This window comes from Clostridium arbusti SL206, from assembly GCF_000246895.1.
Taxonomy (GTDB): domain Bacteria; phylum Bacillota; class Clostridia; order Clostridiales; family Clostridiaceae; genus Clostridium_I; species Clostridium_I arbusti.
Genome location: NZ_BAEV01000018.1, coordinates 1 through 24,896, shown reverse-complemented (window position 1 = coordinate 24,896; position 24,896 = coordinate 1). Strand labels below are relative to the sequence as shown.

The following is a 24,896-nucleotide window of genomic DNA, read 5'->3' as shown; positions in this document are numbered from 1 at the left end:
GTGGTTAAAAAAATAAATATACCAAGAGATAATAATATAATAAATGTTCCCCTAGAAGAGGCTATGCCAGACAATTATTTACCCTATGCAGTGGAAGTAGCAAGGGATAGAGCTCTTCCAGATGTGAGGGATGGTTTAAAACCTGTTCATAGAAGGATTTTATATGGTGCTTATATGATGAAGGCATTTCCTGATAAGCCTTATTATAAATCTGCCAGAATAGTAGGAGACATACTGGGAAAGTATCATCCACATGGAGATACTTCTGTTTATGATGCTATGGTAATACTTGCTCAAAAATTTACTACAAGATATCCACTTATAGATGGTCATGGAAACTGGGGAAGTCAAGATGGTGATAATGCTGCTGCCATGCGTTACACAGAAGCTAGACTTACCCCTAATGCTATGGAAATGCTTAAGGATATGGATAAAGATGTAGTAAATATGGTGGAAAATTACTCTGCCTCAGAGCTTGAACCAGAAGTATTACCAGCTAGGTATCCAAATCTTCTAGTCAATGGAGCATTTGGTATTGCTGTTGGTCTTGCTACAAATATACCACCTCATAATTTAAGAGAGGTTATAGATGCAACACTTATGTACATAGATAATAATGATGTTACTACAAGAGATCTTATGGGGCACATAAAGGGACCTGATTTACCAACGGGAGGAATTCTAATTGGAGAGCAGTCTCTCTTATCCGCTTATGAATCTGGGGAAGGAAAGGTTGCATTAAGATCTAAAACAAATATAGAACAACTGGAGAATGGAAGGTATGGCATCGTTATAACTGAATTTCCCTATAGAAGAAATAAGGCTAAGATTTTAGAAACCATTTCTGAAATGACAGGAGATAAAAAACATCAGAAGGTACTAGAGGGAATTGTAGATATTAGAGATGAATCCGATAGAACTGGAATAAGAGCAGTTATAGAGTTTAAGAAAACCATGGAAATAAAAGATATTGAAAAAGTACAGAAATATCTTTTTAAAAAGACAGAATTGCAGTGCAATGTAAGTTTTAATATGGTTGCTCTTGCTGGTGGAAAGCCGCTTACTATGGGGCTTAAAGCTATTCTTACATATTATGTTGAACATCAAAAGGATGTAATTAAGAGAAGAACTAAAAAAGAATTACAAATAGCAGAAAAGAGATTTCATATAGTACAGGGATTTATTAAAGCTATAGATATACTAGATCAAATAATTGCAACTATAAGAGCATCAAAGTCTAAAAAAGATTCTATAGATAATTTAGTAAGAGAATATAAATTTACAGAAGACCAAGCACAAGCTATAGTAGAACTTATGCTATACAGACTTACTGGTCTTGAAATAAAGATCTTTGAAAAGGAATATAAACAACTTGAAAAGATCATTAAAAAACTTAAGAATATACTTGAAAATGAAAAAGAGTTATTAAAGGTTATAAAAAATGAATTAAAAGAAGTTCGAGAAAAATATGGTGATGATAGACGAACAGAGATAATCCACAATGAGGAAGAAGCAAAAATTGATTTAGAAGAGCTCATTGTGGTAGAGGATATTGTAGTTACTATATCAAAAGAAGGCTATATAAAGAGAATAGCTCAAAAAACCTACGCTAGATCAAATACTAATGTAGAGGATATAGAATACAGAGAGGGAGATTATAACAAATTTCTCTTTGAATCAAATACAAAGCATACAACTATGATATTTACCGATAAAGGTAATATGTATCAGCTAAAAGGGAATGCTATACCTGAACATAAATGGAAAGAAAAAGGTGAAAGGCTGGATTCACTTATAAGGGGATTAGATTTAGATAAAGAGCATATTATAAATGCATTTTCTATAGAGAATATTAATTCCCAAAAGGATATGATTTTTATTACTAATAGAGGTTCCATGAAGAAAACAGCCTTAGATAAATTTAATTCAAATTACTCTAAAATCATGGCATTAAAAATGAAGGCTAATGAGAAACTTATATTCTCTGAATTAGTGGAGAAAAATAGAGAAGAAAAATTCTTAAAGGTTAAAACTGAACTGGACTTTAAGTTCACTATAGAAGAGCCAATACTTGAAGAATCAGAAAGAAATAGTTTTGGTACTAAGCTTTTTAATCTTTCAAATAAAGATAATATAACAAATATACAATTTACTGATCAGCATACTTTTAGAAATTTTAAAGTAAGCGTAAGTGACACAGGACTTATTAAAATAGATAGTAAGGCTAGAGGTAGTTCTAACCTAAAAGAATGTAATACAGACTCAGCAAGTACAATCTTATTTTTTACGAATAAAGGTAAAATTCTATATATACCAGCTTTTTTACTTGAAAATATTAATAGTGAGGATATGAATATATCCAAGATTAATGAGGAATTTGATGATAAAGCTGAAAAGATATTAAATGTAATTTCTGTAAAAAACTTTAACGAGGCTATAGATGTATATTTCTTTACAAAAAATGGGCTGATAAAGAAAACTGCAATTGGAGAGTTTAAAGTTGAGAATATAAGCACTATAGCCTATAAATTTAGAGGAGAAGATACTCTTGTAAATATTGAATTTTTAAGTAAAGAAAAGGATAATGATATTATAATTATAACTCTAAGAGGTATGGGGATAAGATTTTCCTCTAAAAATTTAAATTATATGGGTAAAATTGCTTCTGGTGTTACTGGAATAAGTTTAGATGAAGAGGATCAGGTTATATATGGTTTTCTGTGCAGTGAAGAATACAAATGTGTTGCTGTAAAATCTAAAAACAAAGATAGCAAACTTATTCCTATTCAGGACTTTAAACTCCAAAATAGAGCAGGAAGAGGTAAAAATATTATGATCTTACCTATAGATGACTATATAAAAGAAATAAGGCATATGAAAATAAATAGTAAGTCAAAGATGCGACGTATATTTTGAAGCCTACAAGGAAATAGGTTCTTTAGATAGTGAGCTATCTGAGGGTTCTGTTGACGTAGTAGGATTCAAAATAGACTAGCATACTGACTAGTTATTTATTTGAATGTGCCTAAAGATTAAAAGGAGATGTTAGTGAATGATTAATGTTTTATTATTTATTGCAGATGGTTTTGAGGAAATAGAAGCACTTACTGTAGTTGATGTACTTAGAAGAGTAAATATTAATTGTGATATGTGTTCCTTAGGTGGTATTTATGTTAAAGGAGCACACCATATTGAAGTTAAATGTGACAAGGTTATAGATGAAATTCATAGAGATGAATATGATGCCATAGTTCTTCCTGGTGGCATGCCTGGAGCAAAGAATCTTAAAGAAAATGAAAAAGTTATAGATATAGTAAAAGACTTCTATAAAAACAATAAAATAGTTTCAGCAATTTGTGCTGCACCTATTGTTTTAAAGGAAGCGGATATTTGCAGTGGAAATAAGATGACCTCTTACCCAAGTTTTAAAGAGGAGTTAAAATACTGTACTTATGTAGAAGATATAGTAGTAGAAGATAAAAATATAATTACTAGCAGAGGACCTGCTACTGCATTATATTTTGCACTGAAACTAGTGGAAAGATTAGGGAAACATCAAGAGGCAGATAATTTAAGAGAAGAGATGTTATTAAAATTTGTGGAAAAAAGCATAAAACAGTGAAAATAAGAGCTAGTGGATGAAATATTATGGTATATAGGGATAACTTGTCCTAATTGCTTATTTAGATGAAATTTGTTATTAAAGACAATTTTAATAAATGTAATTTGTAAGATATAATCAATAGAAGTTATTTTATATTAAAGTATAGAGATGACTAATAGTTTCAGCTAGAGGTGAAAAAATGTTTGATAAGATAAGAAATGTTTTGTTAGGTAAATCCTTAAAAACAGAAGAATTAAAATCTGAAAAATTTAATGTTTTTTGGGGTCTACCTATACTTTCAAGTGATGCTATTTCTTCAGTAGCTTATGCTGGAGAGGAAATACTTTGGATACTTGTTCCAGCTATTGGAATTATGGCGTTTAAAAACATGCTGTATGTAGCCTTGTTAATAGTATTGCTTTTGTTTATACTTATGTTTTCTTATAGACAGACTATAGATAGTTATCCAAAGGGTGGCGGTTCCTATATAGTTGCTAAAGATAACATAGGAGTGACACCAGGGCTCATTGCAGGTTCAGCTCTTTGTATAGACTATGTTTTGACTGTAGCAGTAAGTGTATCTGCTGGTGCAGGAGCTATTACTTCGGCTATACCAGAACTTTTACACTATAAATTGATTATATGTCTTATAATTGTGGTAATAATGACCATTGGTAATCTTCGTGGGCTTAAGGATTCTGCAAAACTCTTTGGAATACCTACCTATCTTTTTATTATAAGTATGATTGTTATGATAGTAGTTGGTATTGTAAGAGTAAAAGTATTTGGATATGTTCCAAAACCACTAGAAGTCTTACCTGATTTTAGTGGACAAATTACTTTCTTTGTATTTTTAAAGGCCTTTGCAGGTGGATGTACAGCTGTAACAGGAGTAGAAGCTGTAAGCGATGGTATTCCTAACTTTGAGGAACCATCGCAGAAAAATGCCAAAAAGGTATTACTTATACTAGGATGCATTGCATTTGTATTATTTGCAGGTATATCTTATCTTGCAACAATGTATCAAGCTGTTCCAAGCCTTGATAGAACAGTTGTATCACAAATTGCTTTACAGGTATTTGGAAATGGTATAATGTTTTACGTTATTCAGGCAACTACAGCACTAATACTTATTATGGCAGCAAATACTTCCTATGCGGATTTTCCACTTTTATTATCTATAATATCTAAAGATGGATATGCACCAAGACAACTATGTAAAAGAGGAAAAAGATTAAGTTTTTCAAATGGTATTTTATTTTTAGCTGTAGCAGCAAGTATATTACTTATACATTTTAAAGGTGAAAATCACTATCTACTACCATTATATGCTGTAGGTGTTTTCATATCTTTTACTCTTTCTCAGTTTGGAATGTTTATGAGATTTGTCAGAGGGAAACAGGGAAATTGGAAGCATAAGGCTTTTATTAGTGGATTTGGTGCAGTAATAACCTGTATTACAGCTATAGTTATAGGTGTTACCAAATTTGTACATGGCGCTTGGATAGTATGTTTATTGATACCTATATTGGTGTTTATAATGATGAGAATTAAAAAGCATTATAATAAAGTAGCAGATTCACTTAGACTACCTCTTGATATTAAGCCTAAAAAAATGATATATGGTGCAAATAGAAACTATATTATTGTGCCAATAGATACCCTTAATAAATCTTTTTTAAAGGCACTTAATTATGCAAGATCTTTAACAGAAGATATTATTATTTTCCATGTATCGGTAGATGAAGAATCAACGGACAAACTAAAAAAGAGATGGGAAGAATACAATGTTGGTATTCCATTGACAATAAAGAGGTCACCTTATAGAAGTTTACTCGGACCTTTAGTTAAGTTTATAGAATCAGAAGAGTTTGTTATGGGTCCTAATGATACTATAACAGTTGTAATGCCTCAGTTCGTGGTTAAAAAATGGTGGCACCATGCTCTTCACAACCAAACTTCACTCTTTGTAAAAAGTGCACTCTTAAACAGAAGAAATATTGCATTGACAACTATACCTTATATAATAGATGAATAAATAAAATCTCGAGATCTATTTCTCGAGATTTTATCTTTTTAAACAAGAGAAAATTTTGCACCCCTGGGGTGTAATTTTTTCCAGAAAATATTATTAGGTGGTGATATTATGAAGACTTATAAGTTTAAAAATGGTATAACTATGATATATGAACATAGGGTAGGACAAATAACTTCCTTCTGTATAGGTTTTAATGCAGGAGCGTTAATGGAAAGTGAAGATGAAATGGGAATTGCCCATGTGGTAGAACATATGGTTTTTAAAGGTACCCATAAGAGAAGTGAATTTGAAATAAATAAAGTATGCGATGAAATATTTGGTTTTAGCAATGCCATGACCAATTTCCCCTATTCAATATATTATGGAACAACCTTATCAGAAGATTTCAATATAGGCTTTGAGGTATATTCTGATATAATAAAATCACCTTCTTTTAAAGAAGAAGGTTTTAAAGAAGAAATAGATGTAATTTGTGAAGAATTAAAGGAATGGAAGGATGATAGTTTTCAATTATGTGAAGACGAATTATTAAATAGTGCTTTTAAACATAGAAGAATTAAAACCTGTATAATTGGAGAAAAAGAGATTATAAGAAGCTTTTCATTAAAGGATATAGAGGGTTTTTATAATAAATATTATAATCCAGATAATTGTGTTATAAGTGTGGTTTCTTCATTGGAATATAATGAAGTATTAGATATAGTTAAAAGCTACATGGCGCATTGGGAAAATAATAAAACTAAAATTAAGGATATAGACTATGAAGAAAACTCTAAAGGCCTTTTTGTAAGAAATAAAGCTGGAATAGAAGGAGCAAAAATACAGTATTGTTTTCCAATAGAGAGACTTACTGATAGAGAACTTGCTGTCCTTAATATATTCAATTATAAATTTGGAAGAGGTACTAGCAGCATTTTATATGACAATATAAGGACTAAAGCTGGTTTAGCATACGATGTATTTAGTATTATAAAAAATGAAAAGGGAATTAAACTATTGAATATTTGTATGGGAACTTCTGTGCATAATGTAAATAAGGCAATTGAAATAATAAATAGACTTATATCTAATATAGATTGTTTTGAAAGTGAATTTTCAAAGGATAATATAGACAGTATTATAAAAAGTGTTAAACTCAGAAGAGAACTTGAACTTGAAAAGGCTATAGAGCTTGCAAAGGCACTGACAACAAATAAAATTATGAATGATAATTTTGATTTATTTAGTTTAACTGGTTATAATACTTTAAATATAACTAAGGATGAAATAATAAATACGGCAAAAAAAGTGATGATAAATCCTACAATTGAAATATTAAGGCAATAGGTTTTTCATAAGAAATATGCTATAATGCATATACGTATAAATAAAGTTTGTAAACGAAGAATTAGATTTTGCTTCTCTGATTTCTAAAGGTGGAGATAACAGTTATATACATCCCTTGATAATCCATATAAACTTCCAGGGAGTAACAAATTCCAACAAAGTAAGATTCAGTGATAGCTTATGGTTCTTAGTTTCAGAGTAATAGATCTTTATGAGGTGGAAACATGGAAAAAATTTTACAACTAATAAAAAAAGCGGAGAATACCAATGATTTAACAAAAGAAGAAATAATAGAAATTCTACAAGATTCAGAAAACAATCAGGAATTATTTGATGCTGCAGATAGAATAAGGAAAAAATATATGGGCGATGAAGTTCACCTAAGAGGACTCATAGAATTTTCAAATATATGTAAGAGGAATTGTATGTACTGCGGATTAAGAGCAGAAAATAAAAATGTAAAAAGATATAGGTTGATGCCAGATGAGATAATTGAACTGGCAAAAAAAGGTGCAGAATATGGATATAAAACTTTTGTTCTTCAATCCGGTGAAGATGAATTTTATACTGTAGAAAAGATGAAATACATTATAAGTAATATAAAAAAAATGGATGTAGCAGTAACTATAAGTATTGGAGAGAAAACCTATGAGGAATACAAAGCTTATAAAGAAGCTGGAGCGGACAGATATCTTATAAGAATTGAAACTACAGATAGGGCATTATATGAGGCTATGGATCCAAATATGAGTCATGAAAATAGAAAAAGATGTTTGGAGGATCTAAAAAAATTAGGTTATGAAGTGGGCAGCGGATGCCTTGTTGGACTTCCAAATCAAACCATTGAATCCTTAGCAGAGGATATACTTTTCTTTAAAGAGATTGGTGCAGATATGATTGGAATTGGTCCTTTCATTCCAAATGAAGATACACCTTTAAAGAATGAGGCTGGAGGAGAATTCTATTTAAGTCTTAAGGTTATGGCATTAACCAGACTTTTACTGAAGGATATAAACATACCAGCTACTACAGCTATGGAAACTCTTAATAACAATGGAAGAATAATTGCACTGCAAAGTGGAGCTAACGTAGTAATGCCAAATATAACAGAAGGTGAATACAGAAAACTTTATGCATTGTATCCTGGTAAGATTTGCGTAAATGATACACCATCCCACTGCAGATCTTGTATTACAGGCAAAATTACAACCATAGGCAGAACCATAGGTAAGAATAAGGGATTTAGAAACAGGGAACTTGAAAATCAGTTAAGAGTTAAGAATTAACTGGTTCTGTAATGAGGTGATAATTTAATGGCAAGATGGATGCTTAAAAGAACTAGTGCAGATATTAATTATCTAGCAAAAAATGCAAATATAACTGTAACTACAGCTAAGATATTAGCAAATAGGGGAATAAAAAATATTGTTGATATAAAGAGGTTTTTAAGTGCCAGAGAGGAAGATCTCCATGATCCAATGGCTATGAAGGACATGGATAAGGGCACTGATATAATAAGAGATAGTATTTTACATAAAGAAAAAATAGTTATTTATGGAGATTATGATGCTGATGGGGTAACCAGCACTGTTATAATGTACAAAGCCTTAAAAGCATGTGATGCTAATGTTGGATATCATATACCTAACAGAGAAACAGAAGGTTATGGACTTAGCAAAGAAAGATTAAGATTACTGAAAGAGCAAGGATATAATACAGTTTTGACCTGTGATAATGGGATCTCTGCTATAGAGGAAATTAAGCTTGCTAAGGAACTTGGTTTAAAAGTAGTAATAACGGATCATCATGAATTGCCTTTTATCGAAGAAAATGAAAATAAAAAATATATTATTCCAGAAGCTGATGCAATAATAAACCCTAAACAACAGTTGTGTAAATATCCTTTTAAGCTGTTATGTGGTGCGGGTATATCCTTTAAATTTGCCCAGGTTCTATTTAGAAAAATGGGTATAGATGAGAAAGAGGCTTATGATTATATTGAGATTGCCTGTATAGGAACTATATGTGATGTGGTTGATTTAGTAGATGAGAATAGAATTATTGCAAAGCTTGGCCTAAGCTCATTGAGTAATAGTAAAAATCTTGGAATAAATACTCTTTTAGAAAATTTAGAGATGAAAGATAAAAAAATTAATTCTCATACTGTGGGATTTTTAATAGGACCCTGCATTAATGCTACTGGGAGATTAGAAACTGCTGATTTATCAGTTAAGTTATTATTGACAGATAATAAGGATGAAGCAATTACGCTTTCAAGAGAACTAGTAGCACTAAATAAAAAAAGGCAAGATATGACCGTTAAATGTGTGGATGAAATAATAAGTCATATAGAAAATTCAAAAATAAATAATGAAAAAGTGTTAGTGGTTTATAATGAAAATGTTCATGAGAGCATAGCTGGTATTGTGGCAGGGAAAATAAGAGAAAGATTTAATCTACCTACTATAATTATTACAAAGGGAAAAGAAATGCCAAAGGGTTCAGGAAGATCCATTGAAGAATATAATTTGTTTGAGGAACTTATAAAATGTAAAGATTTACTAAACAAATTTGGAGGACATCCTATGGCGGCAGGTTTATCCATTGAAGAAAAAAATATTCCTCTATTGAGAAAAGCACTTAATGAAAATTGTAAGCTTACCGAAGAAGATATAATACCTAAACTAAGATTGGAAAAACAAGTTTACTTAGAAGAAATAGATGAAAGCTTAGTTGAAGAGATAAATAGATTGGAACCTTTTGGAAAGGGAAACGCATCTCCATTACTAGCTGAAAAAAATGTATTCATAAGTAATATACAGCTTTTAGGTAGGGAGATTAAAAATACATTGAAATTTCAAGTTTGTTCAAAAAATCATAGAAAAATAATAACTGGCATATGTTTTGGTAAAGTGGAAGAATTTCAGAAAATGATAATGGATGCATATTCAATGTCTTTGGAACAAGCTTTGGTAAGCAGTGACAGTATAAAATTAGATTTAGTTTATGTTCCATTTATAAATATTTTTAGAAATAAAAAGTATTTGCAGATGAGGATTGTAGATTTTAGAATTTCCAAATAAAAAATAATTAATAATGTGGGGGTGCTTTTTTTTGGAAGGACATAAAATAATTATGACAGGTGGAGGTTCAGCAGGACATGTTACTCCTAATCTAGCCCTAATACCTAAGTTATCCTATTTAGGCTACGAAGTACAATATATTGGTACTAAAAATGGTATAGAAAAAAACATAATTCAAGGACAAAATATTAAATATCATACAATATCCAGTGGAAAATTAAGACGATATTTTGATATAAAAAACTTTTCAGATCCATTTAAAGTTCTTAAAGGAATAATTCAAGCAACAGTGATTATGAAAAGGGAAAAACCTTCTATAGTATTTTCAAAGGGCGGATTTGTAACAGTGCCTGTAGTTATAGCAGCACATTTATGTAAAGTACCAGTAATAGCACATGAATCAGATATGACACCAGGCCTTGCAAATAGGCTGGCAGCTCCTTATTGTACTAAAGTTTGCGTAACATTTCCAGAATCTATAGAGAATATAAAGGGAAATAAAGGAGTACTCACAGGAACGCCTATAAGAAAGGAACTTCTAGAAGGTAGTAAAATTGAAGGACTTAGGTTATGCAATTTTCAGGATACACATAAACCTGTAATTTTTATTATAGGAGGAAGTCTTGGATCTAAGGTAATAAATGATACCGTTAGAAAAGCTATTGATGATATTTTATTAAAATATAATGTAATTCATATTTGTGGTAAGGGGAATTTGGACAATTCATTAAAAAATAAAAATGGATACAGACAATTTGAATATGTAAGCGATGAATTACCAGACTTTATGAATGCCGCAGATTTAGTTATATCAAGAGCTGGGGCTAATGTTATATTTGAACTTTTAGCTCTTAGAAAGCCTAATATTTTAATTCCTCTTTCAAAAAAATCCAGTAGAGGAGATCAAATTTTAAATGCTGCTTCCTTTAAAAAACATGGTTATAGTATGGTTATCGATGAAGAAGATTTAAATAGCGAATTGTTAATAAATAAACTAAATGAACTGAATAGGGATAAAGAAAATTATATAAGAGCTATGAATGAAAGCCCTGTAAAAAATGGGGTTAATAATATTGTAGCTATAATAGAAAAATATTCTAAGTAATCTTATATTGTAAAAGAAAGGCTATATGCACAAAAATTTTAAATCTTGTGCATATAGCCTTTCCTGCATTCTAATATATATAAGGCATATTCAAATTCTAAGTTTACAATATTACAATTATTGTGAAAATTGAATGACATGGTGTATAATTAAATTATAGAGAGGAGATGGGAAATATGGAATTAGAGTTTTATGGTGCAGCAGGATGTGTCACAGGTTCATGTCATATACTAAGGGTAAATAATAAGACTATATTACTTGATTGTGGTTTGTATCAGGGAAAAGATGAAAAAGAGAGAGGAAATGATGGATTCAATTTTGATCCTAAAGAAGTGGATTACGTAATCCTATCACATGCCCATATTGACCATAGCGGAAGAATACCATTATTATATAAAAAAGGTTTTAAAGGACAAGTCTTTTGCACTAATGCTACAAAAGATCTTTGCAGTGCAATGCTAGTGGATAGCGGGTACATTCAAGAAAATGAAGTGCTATGGAAAAATAAGAGAAGAAAGAGACAGGGGTTAGATATAATAGAACCACTGTATACATCTACCATGGCAGAATTATCAATGTATCTTTTTACTGGAATCCCTTATGGTACAACTATTGAAGTCTTTGATGGTTTCAAAATTAGATTTAGAGATTCAGGACATCTTTTAGGAGCCGCTTTTGTAGAATTATTTATAAGAGAAGGGGAAAAGGATGAAGTTAAAATAGTGTATACTGGAGATGTGGGGAATGTAGATATTCCAATTATGAAAGATCCAGCAGTTCTTGATTATGCGGATTATTTGATAATGGAAACCACTTATGGTAACAGACTACATGATAATTTACACAATCAATTGCATAAATTAACAGATATAATAAAAGAGACTTTTGCAAAGGGTGGAAACGTTATAATACCTTCCTTTGCAGTGGGCAGAGTACAGGAAGTATTATACGAACTAGGTAAACTTAAGAGGAATAATGAAATAAGCAATTTAATGGTATTTGTGGATAGTCCGCTAGCAGCGAAATCTACTAGGGTATTTGAAAAGTACAATGATTGCTTTGATGATGAAACAAAAAAAGAATTTGCTAATGGAAATAATCCACTTAGATTCGAAGGACTGATTTTCACTAATTCTCCAGAGGATTCTGCTAAAATAAATAAAATTCAATCTGGAGCAGTAATTATTTCAGCCAGCGGTATGTGCGAAGCGGGAAGGATTAAGCATCATCTTAAACATAATTTATGGAGAAAAGAATGTTCAATAGCATTTATAGGATATCAAGCACAAGGTACGCTTGGTAATAATATTTTAAGTGGAGCTAAAAAGGTAAAGATTTTTGGAGAGGATATTGCAGTAAATTCTTCTATATATGATATTGAAGAATTATCAGGACATGCTGATAGAGATGGACTAATTAAGTGGTTAGAAAGCTTTAGCAAGAAACCTGAAGAAATATTTTTAGTACATGGAGAAAAAGATGCAGAAGAGAGTTTTTCGAATTTTGCAAAAGAAAAAGGGTATAATACAAAAATAATGAAATCTGGTGATATTATTCGTATAAATGAAGGAATAGTATCTAAAAAAGTTAATAGTAACTCTAATCTAAAAAATCAATTAATAAAACTTCTAGATTCTATAGATAATATAGAGGAGATAAATAAAGAATTGCTCATAGGAAAAATTAAAGATGTTATAAAGAAGTCCAGATAATTATGTAAAATGTAAATTTAATTCTTGTAAAAGGTAAAATGTAGTATTATAATAAAATTGTTAAATAATTATCAATATAATGAGTAAAATATTAATTTAGGCATATGAAAATAAATAATAAGTGAAAGATACCACGTATATTTTGAATCATACAAGGAAACAGGTTCTGATGATAGTGGTGCTATCAGAGGGTTCTGTTAACATAGTATGATTCAAAATAGACTAGCATACTGACTAGTTATTTATTTGAAGATGCCTTATAGAGGGAAGTGGTCAAAATGAAAAAAATTGCTGTAATTTATTGGAGTAATATGGGAAATGTTGAGGTGCTAGCAAACCATATTGCAGAAGGTGCTAAAAAGGCTGGTGCAGAAGTAGACTTAAAATTGGTTGGAGATGTTAAACCAACAGAAATTACTAACTACGATGCTGTTGCGCTTGGAAGTCCATCAATGGATAATAATAGAATTGAACAAGAAGAAATGGAACCATTTATAAAAGAAATAAGAATACTTGCTCCAAACAATATGCCAGTTGTATTATTTGGTTCATATGGTTGGGATAATGGAAAATTCATGGAAGACTGGGTAGCAAGAATGGTAGACGAAAAATTCGACGTAAAGGGAAGTCTTGCAGTTAAAGAGGCTCCTACAAAAGAAGAAATTGAAAAAGCAGAAGAACTTGGTAAGTTATTAGCTTTATAATTAGCTTAAGGCATATAAAAATAAATAGACTAGCATACTGACTAGTTATTTATTTGAATGTGCCTTAATTAAGGTTATGAGAAATAAAGAGTAAATCAGTATATTTTAAAGCTATTAGAAGCTAAATTCTATTTAACAAAATATAACCTAATTCGATAAATTTCGTGTAAATGATGAAGAGTGAATAACTGAGGAAAATCATCCTCAATTTTTCATCCTTCATCATTTATTTTTTCTGTATCACTTATATTTTCTGTTATATTACAGTATAAAAAAAATCTGTATCACTTTTTTTCTTGTGTTATATTACAGCAAAATAAAATACAAAAAACTACTATAAAAATCTAAAATTCGTCTTGTAAAACCCAATCTATAGTATTATAATTAAATCGTTAAATAATCATCGAATATTTTATTAATATAAAATTGTTTGTATCATTGCTTTTTCAAATATACTTTGACAGAAATGATAAATAACATGAATCATGTCTATACAAAGTTTAATAGTAATGATGAAATTATGCCGATTAATAAGGCGTAATAATAAGGAGGAAATTTAATATGTCAAGAGCTAAACAATCAATGGATGGTAATACAGCTGCTGCACATGTAGCCTATGCTTATACTGAAGTAGCTGGTATATACCCAATTACACCATCAAGCCCAATGGCTGATAGTGTTGATATGTGGTCTGCTGCAGGCCAAGAGAACATTTTTGGTAATCAGGTTAAAGTTGTAGAACTACAGTCTGAGGCAGGTGCTGCAGGAACTGTTCACGGTTCACTTGCTGCAGGTGCACTTACTACTACATTTACAGCTTCACAAGGTCTTCTTTTAATGATTCCAAATATGTACAAGATTGCTGGTGAAATGCTTCCAAGCGTATTCCATGTATCTGCACGTACAGTTTCATCACATGCACTTAACATTTTTGGTGATCATAGTGATGTATATGCTTGTCGTCAAGTAGGTTTCGCAATGCTTGCTGAAACAAATCCACAAGAAGTTATGGACTTAAGTCCTGTTGCACATCTTGCTGCACTTGAAGGAAAAGTTCCTTTCATCAATTTCTTTGATGGATTCCGTACATCACATGAAATTCAAAAAATTGAAAAATGGGATTATAAAGATCTTAAAGAAATGTGCAATATGGATGCTCTTAAAGCTTTCCGTGATCATGCATTAAATCCAGAAAAACCAGCTATGCGTGGTTCTCATGAAAATGGAGATGTTTTCTTCCAACATCGTGAAGCATCTAACACAGCTTATAATAATTTGCCAGCTGTAGTTGAAAAATACATGGCTAAGGTAAATGAAAAACTTGGTACAAACTATGATTTATTCAATTACTATGGAGCTCCAGATGCTGATCGTGTCATCGTAGCAATGGGATCTATTTGTGATGTAGCTGAGGAAGTTATTGATTACTTAACAGCTAAAGGAGAAAAAGTTGGACTAGTTAAAGTTCGTTTATATCGTCCATGGGTATCTAATGGCCTTCTTAAAGTTATTCCTAAAACTGCTAAGAAGATTGCTGTTCTTGACCGTACAAAAGAACCAGGAGCATTAGGTGATCCATTATACCTTGATGTTGCTACAACTCTTCGTGAAGCAGGACTTAATGATGTTATATTAACAAATGGTCGTTATGGACTTGGTTCTAAGGATACTCCTCCTTCATCTGTATTTGCTGTATATACTGAGCTTTTGAAAGATGCTCCTAAAGCTCGTTTCACACTTGGTATCGTAGATGATGTTACTAACTTAAGTTTACCAGAAGTTAAGCCAGCTCCTATTACATCTGCAGTTGGTACAGTAGAGTGTAAATTCTGGGGTCTTGGTGGTGATGGTACTGTTGGTGCTAACAAGAACTCTACAAAGATTCTTGGTGATCATACAGATAAATTTATTCAAGCATACTTCCAATATGACTCTAAGAAGACTGGTGGAATAACAATTTCTCATCTTCGTTTTGGTGATAAGGCAATTAGAAGTCCGTATTACATAAATCAAGCTGATTTCGTTGCATGCCATAACCCATCTTATGTTGTTAAAGGCTTCAAGATGGTTCAGGATGTTAAGCCAGGCGGAATATTCATGATCAACTGTCAGTGGTCAGATGAAGAACTTGATTCTAAGCTTAATGCTGCTGCTAAGAAATATATTGCAGAAAACAACATTCAATTATACACAATTAATGCTATTGATAAAGCAATTGAAATTGGTATGGGTAAACGTACTAACACTATTCTTCAATCTGCATTCTTCAAATTAGCAAATGTTATGCCAATTGATGATGCTGTTGGCTTTATGAAAGCTGCTGCTAAGAAATCTTACGGTAAAAAAGGCGATGCAGTTGTAGAAATGAACTACAAAGCAATTGATGCTGGTGTAGATGCTGTTCATAAAGTAGAAGTTCCAGCTTCATGGTCAAATCCAGAAGCAGATGCTCCAGCTCCAGAACTTACAGGTCGTCCAGAAACAGTTAAGATGGTTAATGATCTTATGAATCCTATCGGACTTATGGATGGTGATAGTCTTCCTGTATCTGCATTCTCAGAAAATCCAGACGGACAGTACGAATTAGGTGCTTCAGCATATGAAAAACGTGGTACTGCTGTAATGGTTCCAGAATGGAATCCAGAAAAATGTATTCAATGTAATAACTGTGCATTTGTATGTTCTCATGCTACAATTCGTCCTTTCATGCTTAGCGAAGACGAAGTTAAAGCAGCTCCTGATAACATTAAACTTGCTAATACTAAGCCAAAAGCTGGAGAATACAAATTTACAATGAGTGTAACTCCTCTTGATTGTATGGGCTGTGGAGAGTGTATTACAGTATGTCCTACGAAGGCTATCACAATGGTACCTCAAGAAACTCAATTACATGAACAACCAGTATTTGATTACTTAGTTGCAAATGTAGGTAAGAAACCTGGAATTCCTGCTGATACTACAGTTAAGGGATCTCAGTTTAATCAGCCACTTCTTGAGTTCTCAGGAAGTTGTGCAGGATGTGCAGAAACATCTTATGCTCGTATACTTACACAACTATTTGGTGAACAAATGTATATTTCAAATGCTACAGGATGTTCTTCAATATGGGGTGGTCCTGCTGCAACTTGTCCATATACAGTTAACAAAGATTCAAATAAAGGTCCAGCATGGGCTAACTCATTATTTGAAGATAATGCAGAACATGGATTTGGTATGTACCTTGGACAGAAGACTCTTCGTGATCAAGTAATTGCTAAGATTGAGAAGATTGCTGCTGATGATAGAGCATCTGCTGAGTTTAAAGCTGCTGCTGCTAAATTCGTTGAAACAAAAGAAAGCACAAAAGAAAACACTGCTGCGGTTGCTACACTTGTAGCTGAACTTGAAAAAACTGCTGCTGCAGGCTGTGATCTTTCTAAAGAAGTTCTTGAAAAGAAAGCGTACCTTGCTAAGAAGTCAGTATGGATTCTTGGAGGAGATGGATGGGCATATGATATCGGATTCGGTGGACTTGACCATGTACTTGCTTCTGGAGAGAACGTAAATGTTATGGTATTCGATACAGAAATGTACTCTAATACAGGTGGCCAAGCTTCTAAGGCTTCTAATATCGGTGAAGTTTGTCAATTCGCTGCTGCTGGTAAAGATGTTGGAAAGAAGAGTCTTGCTGAAATCGCTATGAGCTATGGTTACATATATGTAGCACAAATCGCTCTTGGTGCTAATCCAGCTCAAACTCTTAAGACTATTGCTGAAGCAGAAGCTTATAACGGACCATCATTAATAATTGGATATGCACCTTGTGAACTTCACGGAGTTAAAGGTGGTATGAACCACTGCCAGGATGAAATGAAAGCAGCTGTAAAATCTGGATACTGGAATCTATTCTCCTTTAATCCTGCTCTTAAGGCTGAAGGAAAGAATCCATTCACTCTTACATCTAAACCAGGTGATGGAACATACCAAAAATTCTTAAATAATGAAACACGTTATACTCGTTTAAAACGTTCATTCCCAGATCGTGCTGAAAAACTATTCAGTGAAAATGAGAAAGCTGCCATGGAACGTTATGAACATTTATTAAAGTTAGTAGAACTTTATAAATAATATTTTTTAAAAAGAGGAGTCACTTTATGTGGCTCCTCTTTATTATTCTTGTGAATAATAATTATTTACAAAATGGTTAAACTATCTAAAACAATAATTTTTTCATTAGGCATATGAAAATAAATAATAAGTCAAAGATGCGACGGATATTTTGAATCCAACAAGGAAACAGGTTCCGTAGATAGTGAGCTATCTAAGGGTTCTGTTGAGGTCGTAGGATTCAAAATAGACTAGCATACTGACTAGTTATTTATCTGAATGTACCTTAGCTAAGGTATCTAAAAAGATAAGTTGATATTGCAATATAATTTTGTATGATGCAATGAAAAATGTTATACTAATACTAGGTAGTCTTGGTGGGTTCTTCTAGGGCATTGTATTACGCAAAATATTATTATTTGAAGATACCTAAGGGATTATGATTTATTAAATTTATGAGAAAGAAGGGTTTTACATGGTAAAAATGAAGACTATGGATGGGAACACTGCAGCAGCTCATATAGCTTATGCTTTTACTGATGTTACAGCGATTTATCCAATAACACCATCATCACCAATGGCAGAACATGTTGATGAATGGGCAGTTCAAGGTAGAAAAAACTTATTTGGTCAAACTGTTAAAGTAATGGAGATGCAATCAGAAGCAGGAGCTGCTGGTGCAGTGCATGGTTCACTTCAAGCAGGAGCGTTAACAACAACATTTACAGCTTCTCAAGGATTACTATTAATGATACCAAACATGTATAAAATAGCTGGTGAACTTTTACCATCAGTATTCCATGTGAGTGCTAGAGCACTAGCAACAAAATCATTAAACATATTTGGTGATCACCAAGATGTTATGGCTGCAAGACAAACAGGATTTGCACAACTTGCAGAAGGTAGTGTTCAAGAAGTTATGGATTTATCAGCAGTTGCACATTTAGCTGCAATAAAGGGAAAAGTTCCTTTCATAAATTTCTTTGACGGATTCAGAACATCACATGAAATACAAAAAATAGAAGTTATTGATTATGAAGATTTAAGACCATTATTGGATATGGATGCTGTTAAAGCATTTAGAGATAATGCTTTAAATCCAGAACATCCAGTAACTAGAGGTACAGCAGAAAATCCTGATGTATACTTCCAAGGAAGAGAAGCATCAAACAAATATTATAATGCACTTCCTGAAATAGTTGAAAACTATATGGGAGAATTAAGCAAAATTACAGGAAGAGAATATCACCTATTTGATTATTATGGAGCAGCAGATGCTGAGAGAATAATAATTGCAATGGGTTCAATTTGCGATGCAATTGAAGAAACTATAGATTACTTAAACGCTAAGGGCGAAAAAGTAGGTATATTAAAAGTACATCTATTTAGACCTTTCTCAGTTGAACACTTCTTTAAATATATTCCAAAAACAGTTAAGAAAATTGCTGTTCTTGATAGAACAAAAGAACCAGGAAGCTTTGGAGAACCACTTTACCAGGATGTTGTTACATCATTCTATCATAGCGATATGAAGCCAGTAATAGTTGGTGGAAGATATGGTTTAGGTTCAAAAGATACAGTTCCTAGTGATATACTAGCTGTTTATGAAAACCTAAATGCTGCTACTCCTAAAAATGGATTTACAATAGCAATAGATGATGACGTAACATTTACTTCATTACCTACAACTGAAAAAATCGATACTACTCCAGAAGGAACTAAAGCTTGTAAGTTCTGGGGACTTGGTTCAGATGGTACAGTTGGTGCTAACAAAAGTGCTATAAAAATTATAGGTGACCATACTGATATGTATGCTCAAGGTTACTTTGCATATGATTCAAAAAAATCAGGTGGTATTACAATTTCCCATTTGAGATTTGGTAAAAAACCAATAAAATCACCATATTTAATAAATACAGCAGATTTTGTTGCTTGTCATAACCAATCTTATGTTTATAAATATGATCTTTTAGACGGATTAAAAGATGGTGGTAACTTCTTACTTAACAGTATCTGGACTCCAGAAGAAGTTGAAACTCATTTACCAGCAAAAATGAAGAGATATATTGCTAACCATAACATACATTTCTATACATTAAATGCTGTAAAGATAGCTCAAAGCATAGGTCTTGGCGGAAGAATCAACATGATCATGCAATCAGCATTCTTTAAATTAGCTAACATAATACCAGTTGATGATGCAATAAAATACTTAAAAGAAGCAGTTGTAACTTCATATGGTAAAAAAGGTGAAAAAGTTGTTAAAATGAATAACGATGCTATAGATTTAGGTGTAAATGCTGTAGTTAAGATTGAAGTTCCAGAAATATGGAAAGAAGCACAGGATAAAGACATAGAAACATCTACAAAAGCTAAACCTAAATTTATAACTGACATTCTTGAACCAATGAACAGACAAGAAGGAGATAAACTTCCTGTAAGTGCATTCAATGGTCTTGAAGATGGAACCTATCCTAATGGAACTGCAGCTTATGAAAAGAGAGCAATTGCTATTAATATTCCTGAATGGCAAGTAGACAAATGTATACAATGTAACCAATGTGCATATGTTTGTCCTCACGCTGTAATAAGACCGTTCTTATTGACAGAAGAAGAAACTAAGAATGCTCCAGAAGGATTTACAACTAAGCCAGCAATGGGATTAAAAACTGCTGAAAAACTTAACTTTGCAATAAAGATCAGTGCTCTTGATTGTACAGGATGCGGAAATTGTGCTCAAGTTTGTCCTGCAAAGGAAAAGGCATTAGTAATGAAACCAGCTGAATCACAATATAAAGAAGCTGATAACTTTGAATATGCACTTAACCTTTCACCAAAAGAAAATCCAATGAACAAAACAACAGTAAAAGGTAGTCAATTTGAACAGCCATTACTTGAGTTCAACGGTGCTTGTGCAGGTTGTGGAGAAGCTCCATACGCAAGACTTATAACTCAATTATATGGTGACAGAATGATGATCGCTAATGCAACAGGTTGTACTTCAATCTGGGGTGGTAGTGCACCAGCTACACCATATACAATTAACCATAAAGGTCAAGGTCCTGCTTGGGCTAACTCATTATTCGAAGATAATGCTGAGTTTGGGTTAGGAATGTATCTTGGTGTTAAACAATTAAGAGAAAGAATAGCACAACAAGCAAATGAACTTGTAGCTTCAGATGCAAAACCAGAATTAAAAGAAGCTTTAACTGAATGGGTAAATAGTATGGACTTAGCTGATGAATCAAAAGCAGCTACAGCTAAATTATTACCATTATTAGAAGCAGAAAAAGATAGCAATGCTACTGTAAAAGAAATCTTCGATGCTAAAGATCATTTAGTTAAAAAATCACAATGGATATTTGGTGGAGACGGTTGGGCTTACGACATCGGTTATGGTGGAGTGGATCACGTACTTGCATCAGGTGAAGATGTAAACATATTTGTATTTGATACAGAAGTTTACTCAAATACAGGTGGTCAATCATCAAAAGCTACTCCAACAGCAGCAATAGCACAATTTGCAGCTGGTGGTAAGAGAACTAAGAAGAAAGATCTTGGAATGATGGCTATAAGTTATGGTTATGTTTATGTAGCACAAATAGCTATGGGTGCTGACAAAAATCAGACTATAAAAGCAATTACTGAAGCTGAAGCTTATCCAGGTCCATCATTAATCATAGGTTATTCTCCATGTATAAACCAAGGATTAAGAGCTGGTATGGGATGCAGTCAACTTGAAGAGAAAAAAGCTGTTGAGTGTGGATACTGGGCTATGTATAGATTCAACCCACTTCTTAAAGAAGCAGGAAAGAATCCATTTACATTAGATTCAAAAGAGCCAAAGGGTGATTTCAAAGAATTCTTATTAGGTGAAGTAAGATTTGCTTCATTAAAGAAAGTATACCCAGATAAAGCTGATGAATTATTTGCTAAAACTGAACAAGATGCTAAAGAAAGATTAGAATCTTATAAATTCTTAGCAGGTAAATAATACAATAAATCTTAAAAAGAGAGGGAAGTTAATACTTTCCTCTCTTTTTTTAATAAAATAATATAAATTTTATTAAAACCCCTTTTATTATTTTGCTTTTAAGGGTAGAATTAAAATATGACGCAAAAGGAGGTATGTAATAATGAGTGAAAATGAAAAAGTTAATGCATGTAGTATAGATGGGTGCGGATGCGGATCTGATGAACACAAACATGAAGATTCATGTGAATGTGGTGGTGAACATGAACACGGCGGCGAACACGATTGCAGTTGTGGATGTGGAGAAGATCATCATGGTGCATGCTCAGTTGAACTTGAAGATGAACATGGAAATGTTGTAACATGTGATGTTATAGATGGGTTTGTATACAATGAGGGAGAATTTGCATTAGTTCAAAATCCACAAGATGGTTCTGTATATTTATTTAAGGTTGTGGGTGAAGGCGATGAAGGAGAACTTGTAATTCCAGATGATGAGGAATTTAAGGCAGCTACTGCTTACTACGAATCAACTTTAGAAAAAGATAAATAATTTCTATAGGAAGTCGCTGCTTTATGTAGCGGCTTTTAATTTTACATATTTTTAGAGGTGATATTTTGGAAAAACTAGCTATATTTGATGTAGACTATACTTTGACGAAAAGAGAAACCCTATTTGAATTCTATATGTTTATGCTTAAAAAGAAACCTACATTAATTATTCATATGCCTAAGAGCTTTGGATCAGCAATTTTATATGCTTTAGGTTTACTTGATGCAGCAAGGGCTAAAAATAATTTTATGGGTTTTATAAAGGGAATTCATGAGAATGAAATAAAGGAGCTTGTAAAGGAATTCTATGAAAAGAGATTTAGTGAAATCTTTTATGTAGATGCAATAAATACATTAAAGAAGTTAAAATCAGAGGGATATAAAGTATATTTAATTTCTGCATCAGCTGAATTTTATTTAAATGAGCTTTATAATATAAAAGAAGTAGATAAAGTTATAGGAACAAGATTTAAATTTGTAAATGGTTATTATACAGGTGAAATCATAGGAGAAAATAATAAGGGTGAGGAAAAGGTTAAAAGGCTTAAGGAAGTGCTTAAAGAGGAAAATGTAGAGGCGGATTTTAAAAATTCCTATATGTATTCTGATTCTTTAGCAGACTTGCCTTTGTTTAAGCTAGTAGGTCATCCTTATTTAATAAACTCGAAGAAGAAATATAATAATATTGAAGTGCTTCACTGGAAGTAACTAGTGAAGTCTTTAAAATAGTATACAAGGAAATGCAAAATATTTCCCTGGAAAAGACTGTTATGGTTTTTTATGGAGGTAATTTTTATGGAAGACATAAGTTATAGAGAATTTTATATAAAAGATGATGAAGTTAAGCAAAAAGATAGTTTTGATAATAAATTTATAACTTTGGGCAAATCCCTTTACGAAGTTATTAGAATAGAACAAGGTGTTCCACTATTTGTAGAAAAGAATCTTAAGAGGCTAGAGAACTCAGCAAAGATTACAAATTTAATATTGCCCATGACATCAGATAAAATCAAGGCAAAGATTAATAAATTGATTCAGGTAAATAAAGCAGATATAGGAAATATAAAAATAGTTTTTAATTTTTTTATGGAGAATGTAATTTTTATGCCTATTTTTTGAAGCACAACTATCCAACTGAGGAACAATATAGCAATGGAGTAGATACCATTTTTTATCACGGAGAAAGAGTAAATCCAAATGCCAAAGTTGTAAACACAGAATTTAGATCATTAGTAGAGAGGAATATGAGAGAAGCAAAAGCCTATGAGGCAATACTAGTTGATAGAAATGGAAATGTTACAGAAGGTAGTAGATCTAATATATTTATGATTAAAGATAAAACTGTCTATACTGCTCCTTTAGAAGATGTTCTCCCGGGAACTACTAGAGATTCTATTATAGCAGTTGCTTTAAAATGTGGATATAAAGTTATTGAGGAGAGAATAAACTATAAAGATGCAATTAGAATGGATGGAATATTTATTTCTGGTACATTGTCAAAGGTGTTACCTATAAGAAAAATAGATAATACTAAATTAAATTCTTCTCACAATAATATAATTATAAGTATAATGAAAGAATACAATGAAATGATTAAAAGGTATATTCATAAGAATAAATTAAATAGGTGAGAATTTATTCTAGTTGAAAGTTTTATTTAGTGAATAATTAAGAATTAAGAGTGAAGAGTGAAGAGTGAAGAGTGAAGAGTGAAGGAAGATTTTTCTGCTGTGCAGAAAAATCAATTAAAATAAATTTATTATTTTGTCTAAAGACAAAATTTCTTTAACTCTTCATTCTTAATTCCTAACTCTTAATTTCTTTAATAAGGGCTTTTTCAAGAGATTCTTTTAGTGTTTTTGCAGATTCCTGTAGAGCAGTTAACTCTTCTTTATCTAGAGGAGATTCCACTATATTCTTTATTCCAGCAGCACCTACAATACTTGGAACACCCATGTATATATCCTTAATGCCATACTGTCCTTCAAGGAGAGTGGATATAGTTAATATAGAGTTTTCATCCCTTAGTATAGCTTCTACAATTCTTCTTATAGCCAGGGCAACAGCATAATAAGTTGCTCCTTTTTTCTTGATAATTTCATAAGCTGCATTTTTTACTTCTTCATGAATGTTATATCGTATATTTCCATCACATTTATTGCAATATCTGCTGCAGTATTCAGCAATATCAAGGCCTGCTATATTAGTTATACTCCAAGTGGCTATTTCTGAATCACCATGTTCTCCCATTATATAAGTATGAATATTTCTTGCATCCACATTAAAGTGATTGCTTAACATATATTTAAATCTTGAGGTATCAAGAACTGTACCGGATCCAATAACTCTTTCCTTTGGAAAGCCTGAGATCTTGTAAGTTATATAAGTTAGTACATCTACTGGATTAGAAACTACTAATAATATTGAATTTGGACTATATTTTACAACTTCCGGTACAATGGAATTCATTATTTTATAATTTTTATTTATTAAATCTAATCTAGTTTCACCTGGTTTTTGTGGAGCACCAGCTGTAATTATAACAATATCAGAATTGCTTGTATCTTTATACTCTCCAGCTTTAATTACTGTGGGCTTTACAAAAGATGCACCGTGAGATAAATCCATTGCCTCACCTTCAGCTTTATCTTTGTTTATATCTACTATTACAATTTCCGAAGCAAGACCTTCATCCATAATGGCAAAAGCAGTA

14 protein-coding genes and 1 pseudogene are annotated in these 24,896 nt (G+C 32.0%); 14 read left to right on the top strand and 1 reads right to left on the bottom strand.

Annotation, left to right across the window (positions count from 1 at the left end):
• The 14 genes and pseudogenes from RH99_RS05240 to RH99_RS05175 all read left to right on the top strand — a co-directional run bounded on the left by RH99_RS05240 (nt 1) and on the right by RH99_RS05175 (nt 23,814).
• Entirely contained in the window at nt 1-2,916 is a 2,916-nt protein-coding gene (locus tag RH99_RS05240) for a DNA topoisomerase IV subunit A (protein WP_010234941.1), read from the top strand.
• A gap of 136 nt (nt 2,917-3,052) precedes the next feature.
• Nucleotides 3,053-3,622 carry a DJ-1 family glyoxalase III gene (locus tag RH99_RS05235; protein WP_010234940.1) on the top strand — a complete coding sequence of 190 codons (570 nt, stop codon included), beginning with the start codon at nt 3,053-3,055 and terminating at the stop codon, nt 3,620-3,622.
• 181 nt (nt 3,623-3,803) lie between these two features.
• Entirely contained in the window at nt 3,804-5,642 is a 1,839-nt protein-coding gene (locus RH99_RS05230; RefSeq protein WP_010234939.1) for an APC family permease, read from the top strand.
• 108 nt (nt 5,643-5,750) lie between these two features.
• The gene (locus RH99_RS05225; RefSeq protein ID WP_010234938.1) at nt 5,751-6,968 is read left to right on the top strand and encodes a M16 family metallopeptidase; all 1,218 of its coding nucleotides are present in this window, start codon (nt 5,751-5,753) and stop codon (nt 6,966-6,968) included.
• Between the two features lie 224 nt (nt 6,969-7,192).
• The gene (gene hydE / locus RH99_RS05220; protein ID WP_010234937.1) at nt 7,193-8,254 is read left to right on the top strand and encodes a [FeFe] hydrogenase H-cluster radical SAM maturase HydE; all 1,062 of its coding nucleotides are present in this window, start codon (nt 7,193-7,195) and stop codon (nt 8,252-8,254) included.
• A 27-nt stretch (nt 8,255-8,281) separates the two neighbouring features.
• Entirely contained in the window at nt 8,282-10,051 is a 1,770-nt protein-coding gene (gene recJ, locus RH99_RS05215; protein WP_010234936.1) for a single-stranded-DNA-specific exonuclease RecJ, read from the top strand.
• Between the two features lie 31 nt (nt 10,052-10,082).
• Complete coding sequence (gene murG, locus RH99_RS05210; RefSeq protein ID WP_010234935.1) at nt 10,083-11,156, top strand: undecaprenyldiphospho-muramoylpentapeptide beta-N-acetylglucosaminyltransferase; 1,074 nt, start codon at nt 10,083-10,085, stop codon at nt 11,154-11,156.
• 176 nt (nt 11,157-11,332) lie between these two features.
• On the top strand, nt 11,333-12,868 hold the full coding sequence (locus RH99_RS05205) for an MBL fold metallo-hydrolase RNA specificity domain-containing protein (protein ID WP_010234932.1): 1,536 nt from the start codon (nt 11,333-11,335) through the stop codon (nt 12,866-12,868).
• Between the two features lie 278 nt (nt 12,869-13,146).
• On the top strand, nt 13,147-13,572 hold the full coding sequence (locus RH99_RS05200; protein ID WP_010234931.1) for a flavodoxin: 426 nt from the start codon (nt 13,147-13,149) through the stop codon (nt 13,570-13,572).
• A gap of 561 nt (nt 13,573-14,133) precedes the next feature.
• Complete coding sequence (gene nifJ, locus RH99_RS05195; protein ID WP_010234930.1) at nt 14,134-17,679, top strand: pyruvate:ferredoxin (flavodoxin) oxidoreductase; 3,546 nt, start codon at nt 14,134-14,136, stop codon at nt 17,677-17,679.
• 454 nt (nt 17,680-18,133) lie between these two features.
• On the top strand, nt 18,134-21,652 hold the full coding sequence (gene nifJ, locus RH99_RS05190; RefSeq protein WP_010234928.1) for a pyruvate:ferredoxin (flavodoxin) oxidoreductase: 3,519 nt from the start codon (nt 18,134-18,136) through the stop codon (nt 21,650-21,652).
• 142 nt (nt 21,653-21,794) lie between these two features.
• The gene (locus RH99_RS05185) at nt 21,795-22,184 is read left to right on the top strand and encodes a DUF1292 domain-containing protein (protein ID WP_010234926.1); all 390 of its coding nucleotides are present in this window, start codon (nt 21,795-21,797) and stop codon (nt 22,182-22,184) included.
• Nucleotides 22,185-22,249: 65 nt separating this feature from the next.
• Complete coding sequence (locus tag RH99_RS05180) at nt 22,250-22,891, top strand: HAD-IB family hydrolase (RefSeq protein WP_010234924.1); 642 nt, start codon at nt 22,250-22,252, stop codon at nt 22,889-22,891.
• Between the two features lie 87 nt (nt 22,892-22,978).
• Nucleotides 22,979-23,814, top strand: a pseudogene (locus RH99_RS05175) (aminotransferase class IV).
• 175 nt (nt 23,815-23,989) lie between these two features.
• Here the strand turns inward: RH99_RS05175 and RH99_RS05170 are convergent.
• Nucleotides 23,990-24,896 (bottom strand): L-lactate dehydrogenase (locus tag RH99_RS05170; protein ID WP_010234922.1); only part of this gene is annotated, 907 nt, incomplete at its 5' end.

Coding starts and splice junctions, on each gene's coding strand:
- RH99_RS05235 (WP_010234940.1), top strand. CDS start 3,053: ATGATTAATGTTTTATTATTTATTGCAGATGGTTTTGAGGAAATAGAA.
- RH99_RS05230 (WP_010234939.1), top strand. CDS start 3,804: ATGTTTGATAAGATAAGAAATGTTTTGTTAGGTAAATCCTTAAAAACA.
- RH99_RS05225 (WP_010234938.1), top strand. CDS start 5,751: ATGAAGACTTATAAGTTTAAAAATGGTATAACTATGATATATGAACAT.
- hydE (WP_010234937.1), top strand. CDS start 7,193: ATGGAAAAAATTTTACAACTAATAAAAAAAGCGGAGAATACCAATGAT.
- recJ (WP_010234936.1), top strand. CDS start 8,282: ATGGCAAGATGGATGCTTAAAAGAACTAGTGCAGATATTAATTATCTA.
- RH99_RS05205 (WP_010234932.1), top strand. CDS start 11,333: ATGGAATTAGAGTTTTATGGTGCAGCAGGATGTGTCACAGGTTCATGT.
- RH99_RS05200 (WP_010234931.1), top strand. CDS start 13,147: ATGAAAAAAATTGCTGTAATTTATTGGAGTAATATGGGAAATGTTGAG.
- nifJ (WP_010234930.1), top strand. CDS start 14,134: ATGTCAAGAGCTAAACAATCAATGGATGGTAATACAGCTGCTGCACAT.
- nifJ (WP_010234928.1), top strand. CDS start 18,134: ATGGTAAAAATGAAGACTATGGATGGGAACACTGCAGCAGCTCATATA.
- RH99_RS05185 (WP_010234926.1), top strand. CDS start 21,795: ATGAGTGAAAATGAAAAAGTTAATGCATGTAGTATAGATGGGTGCGGA.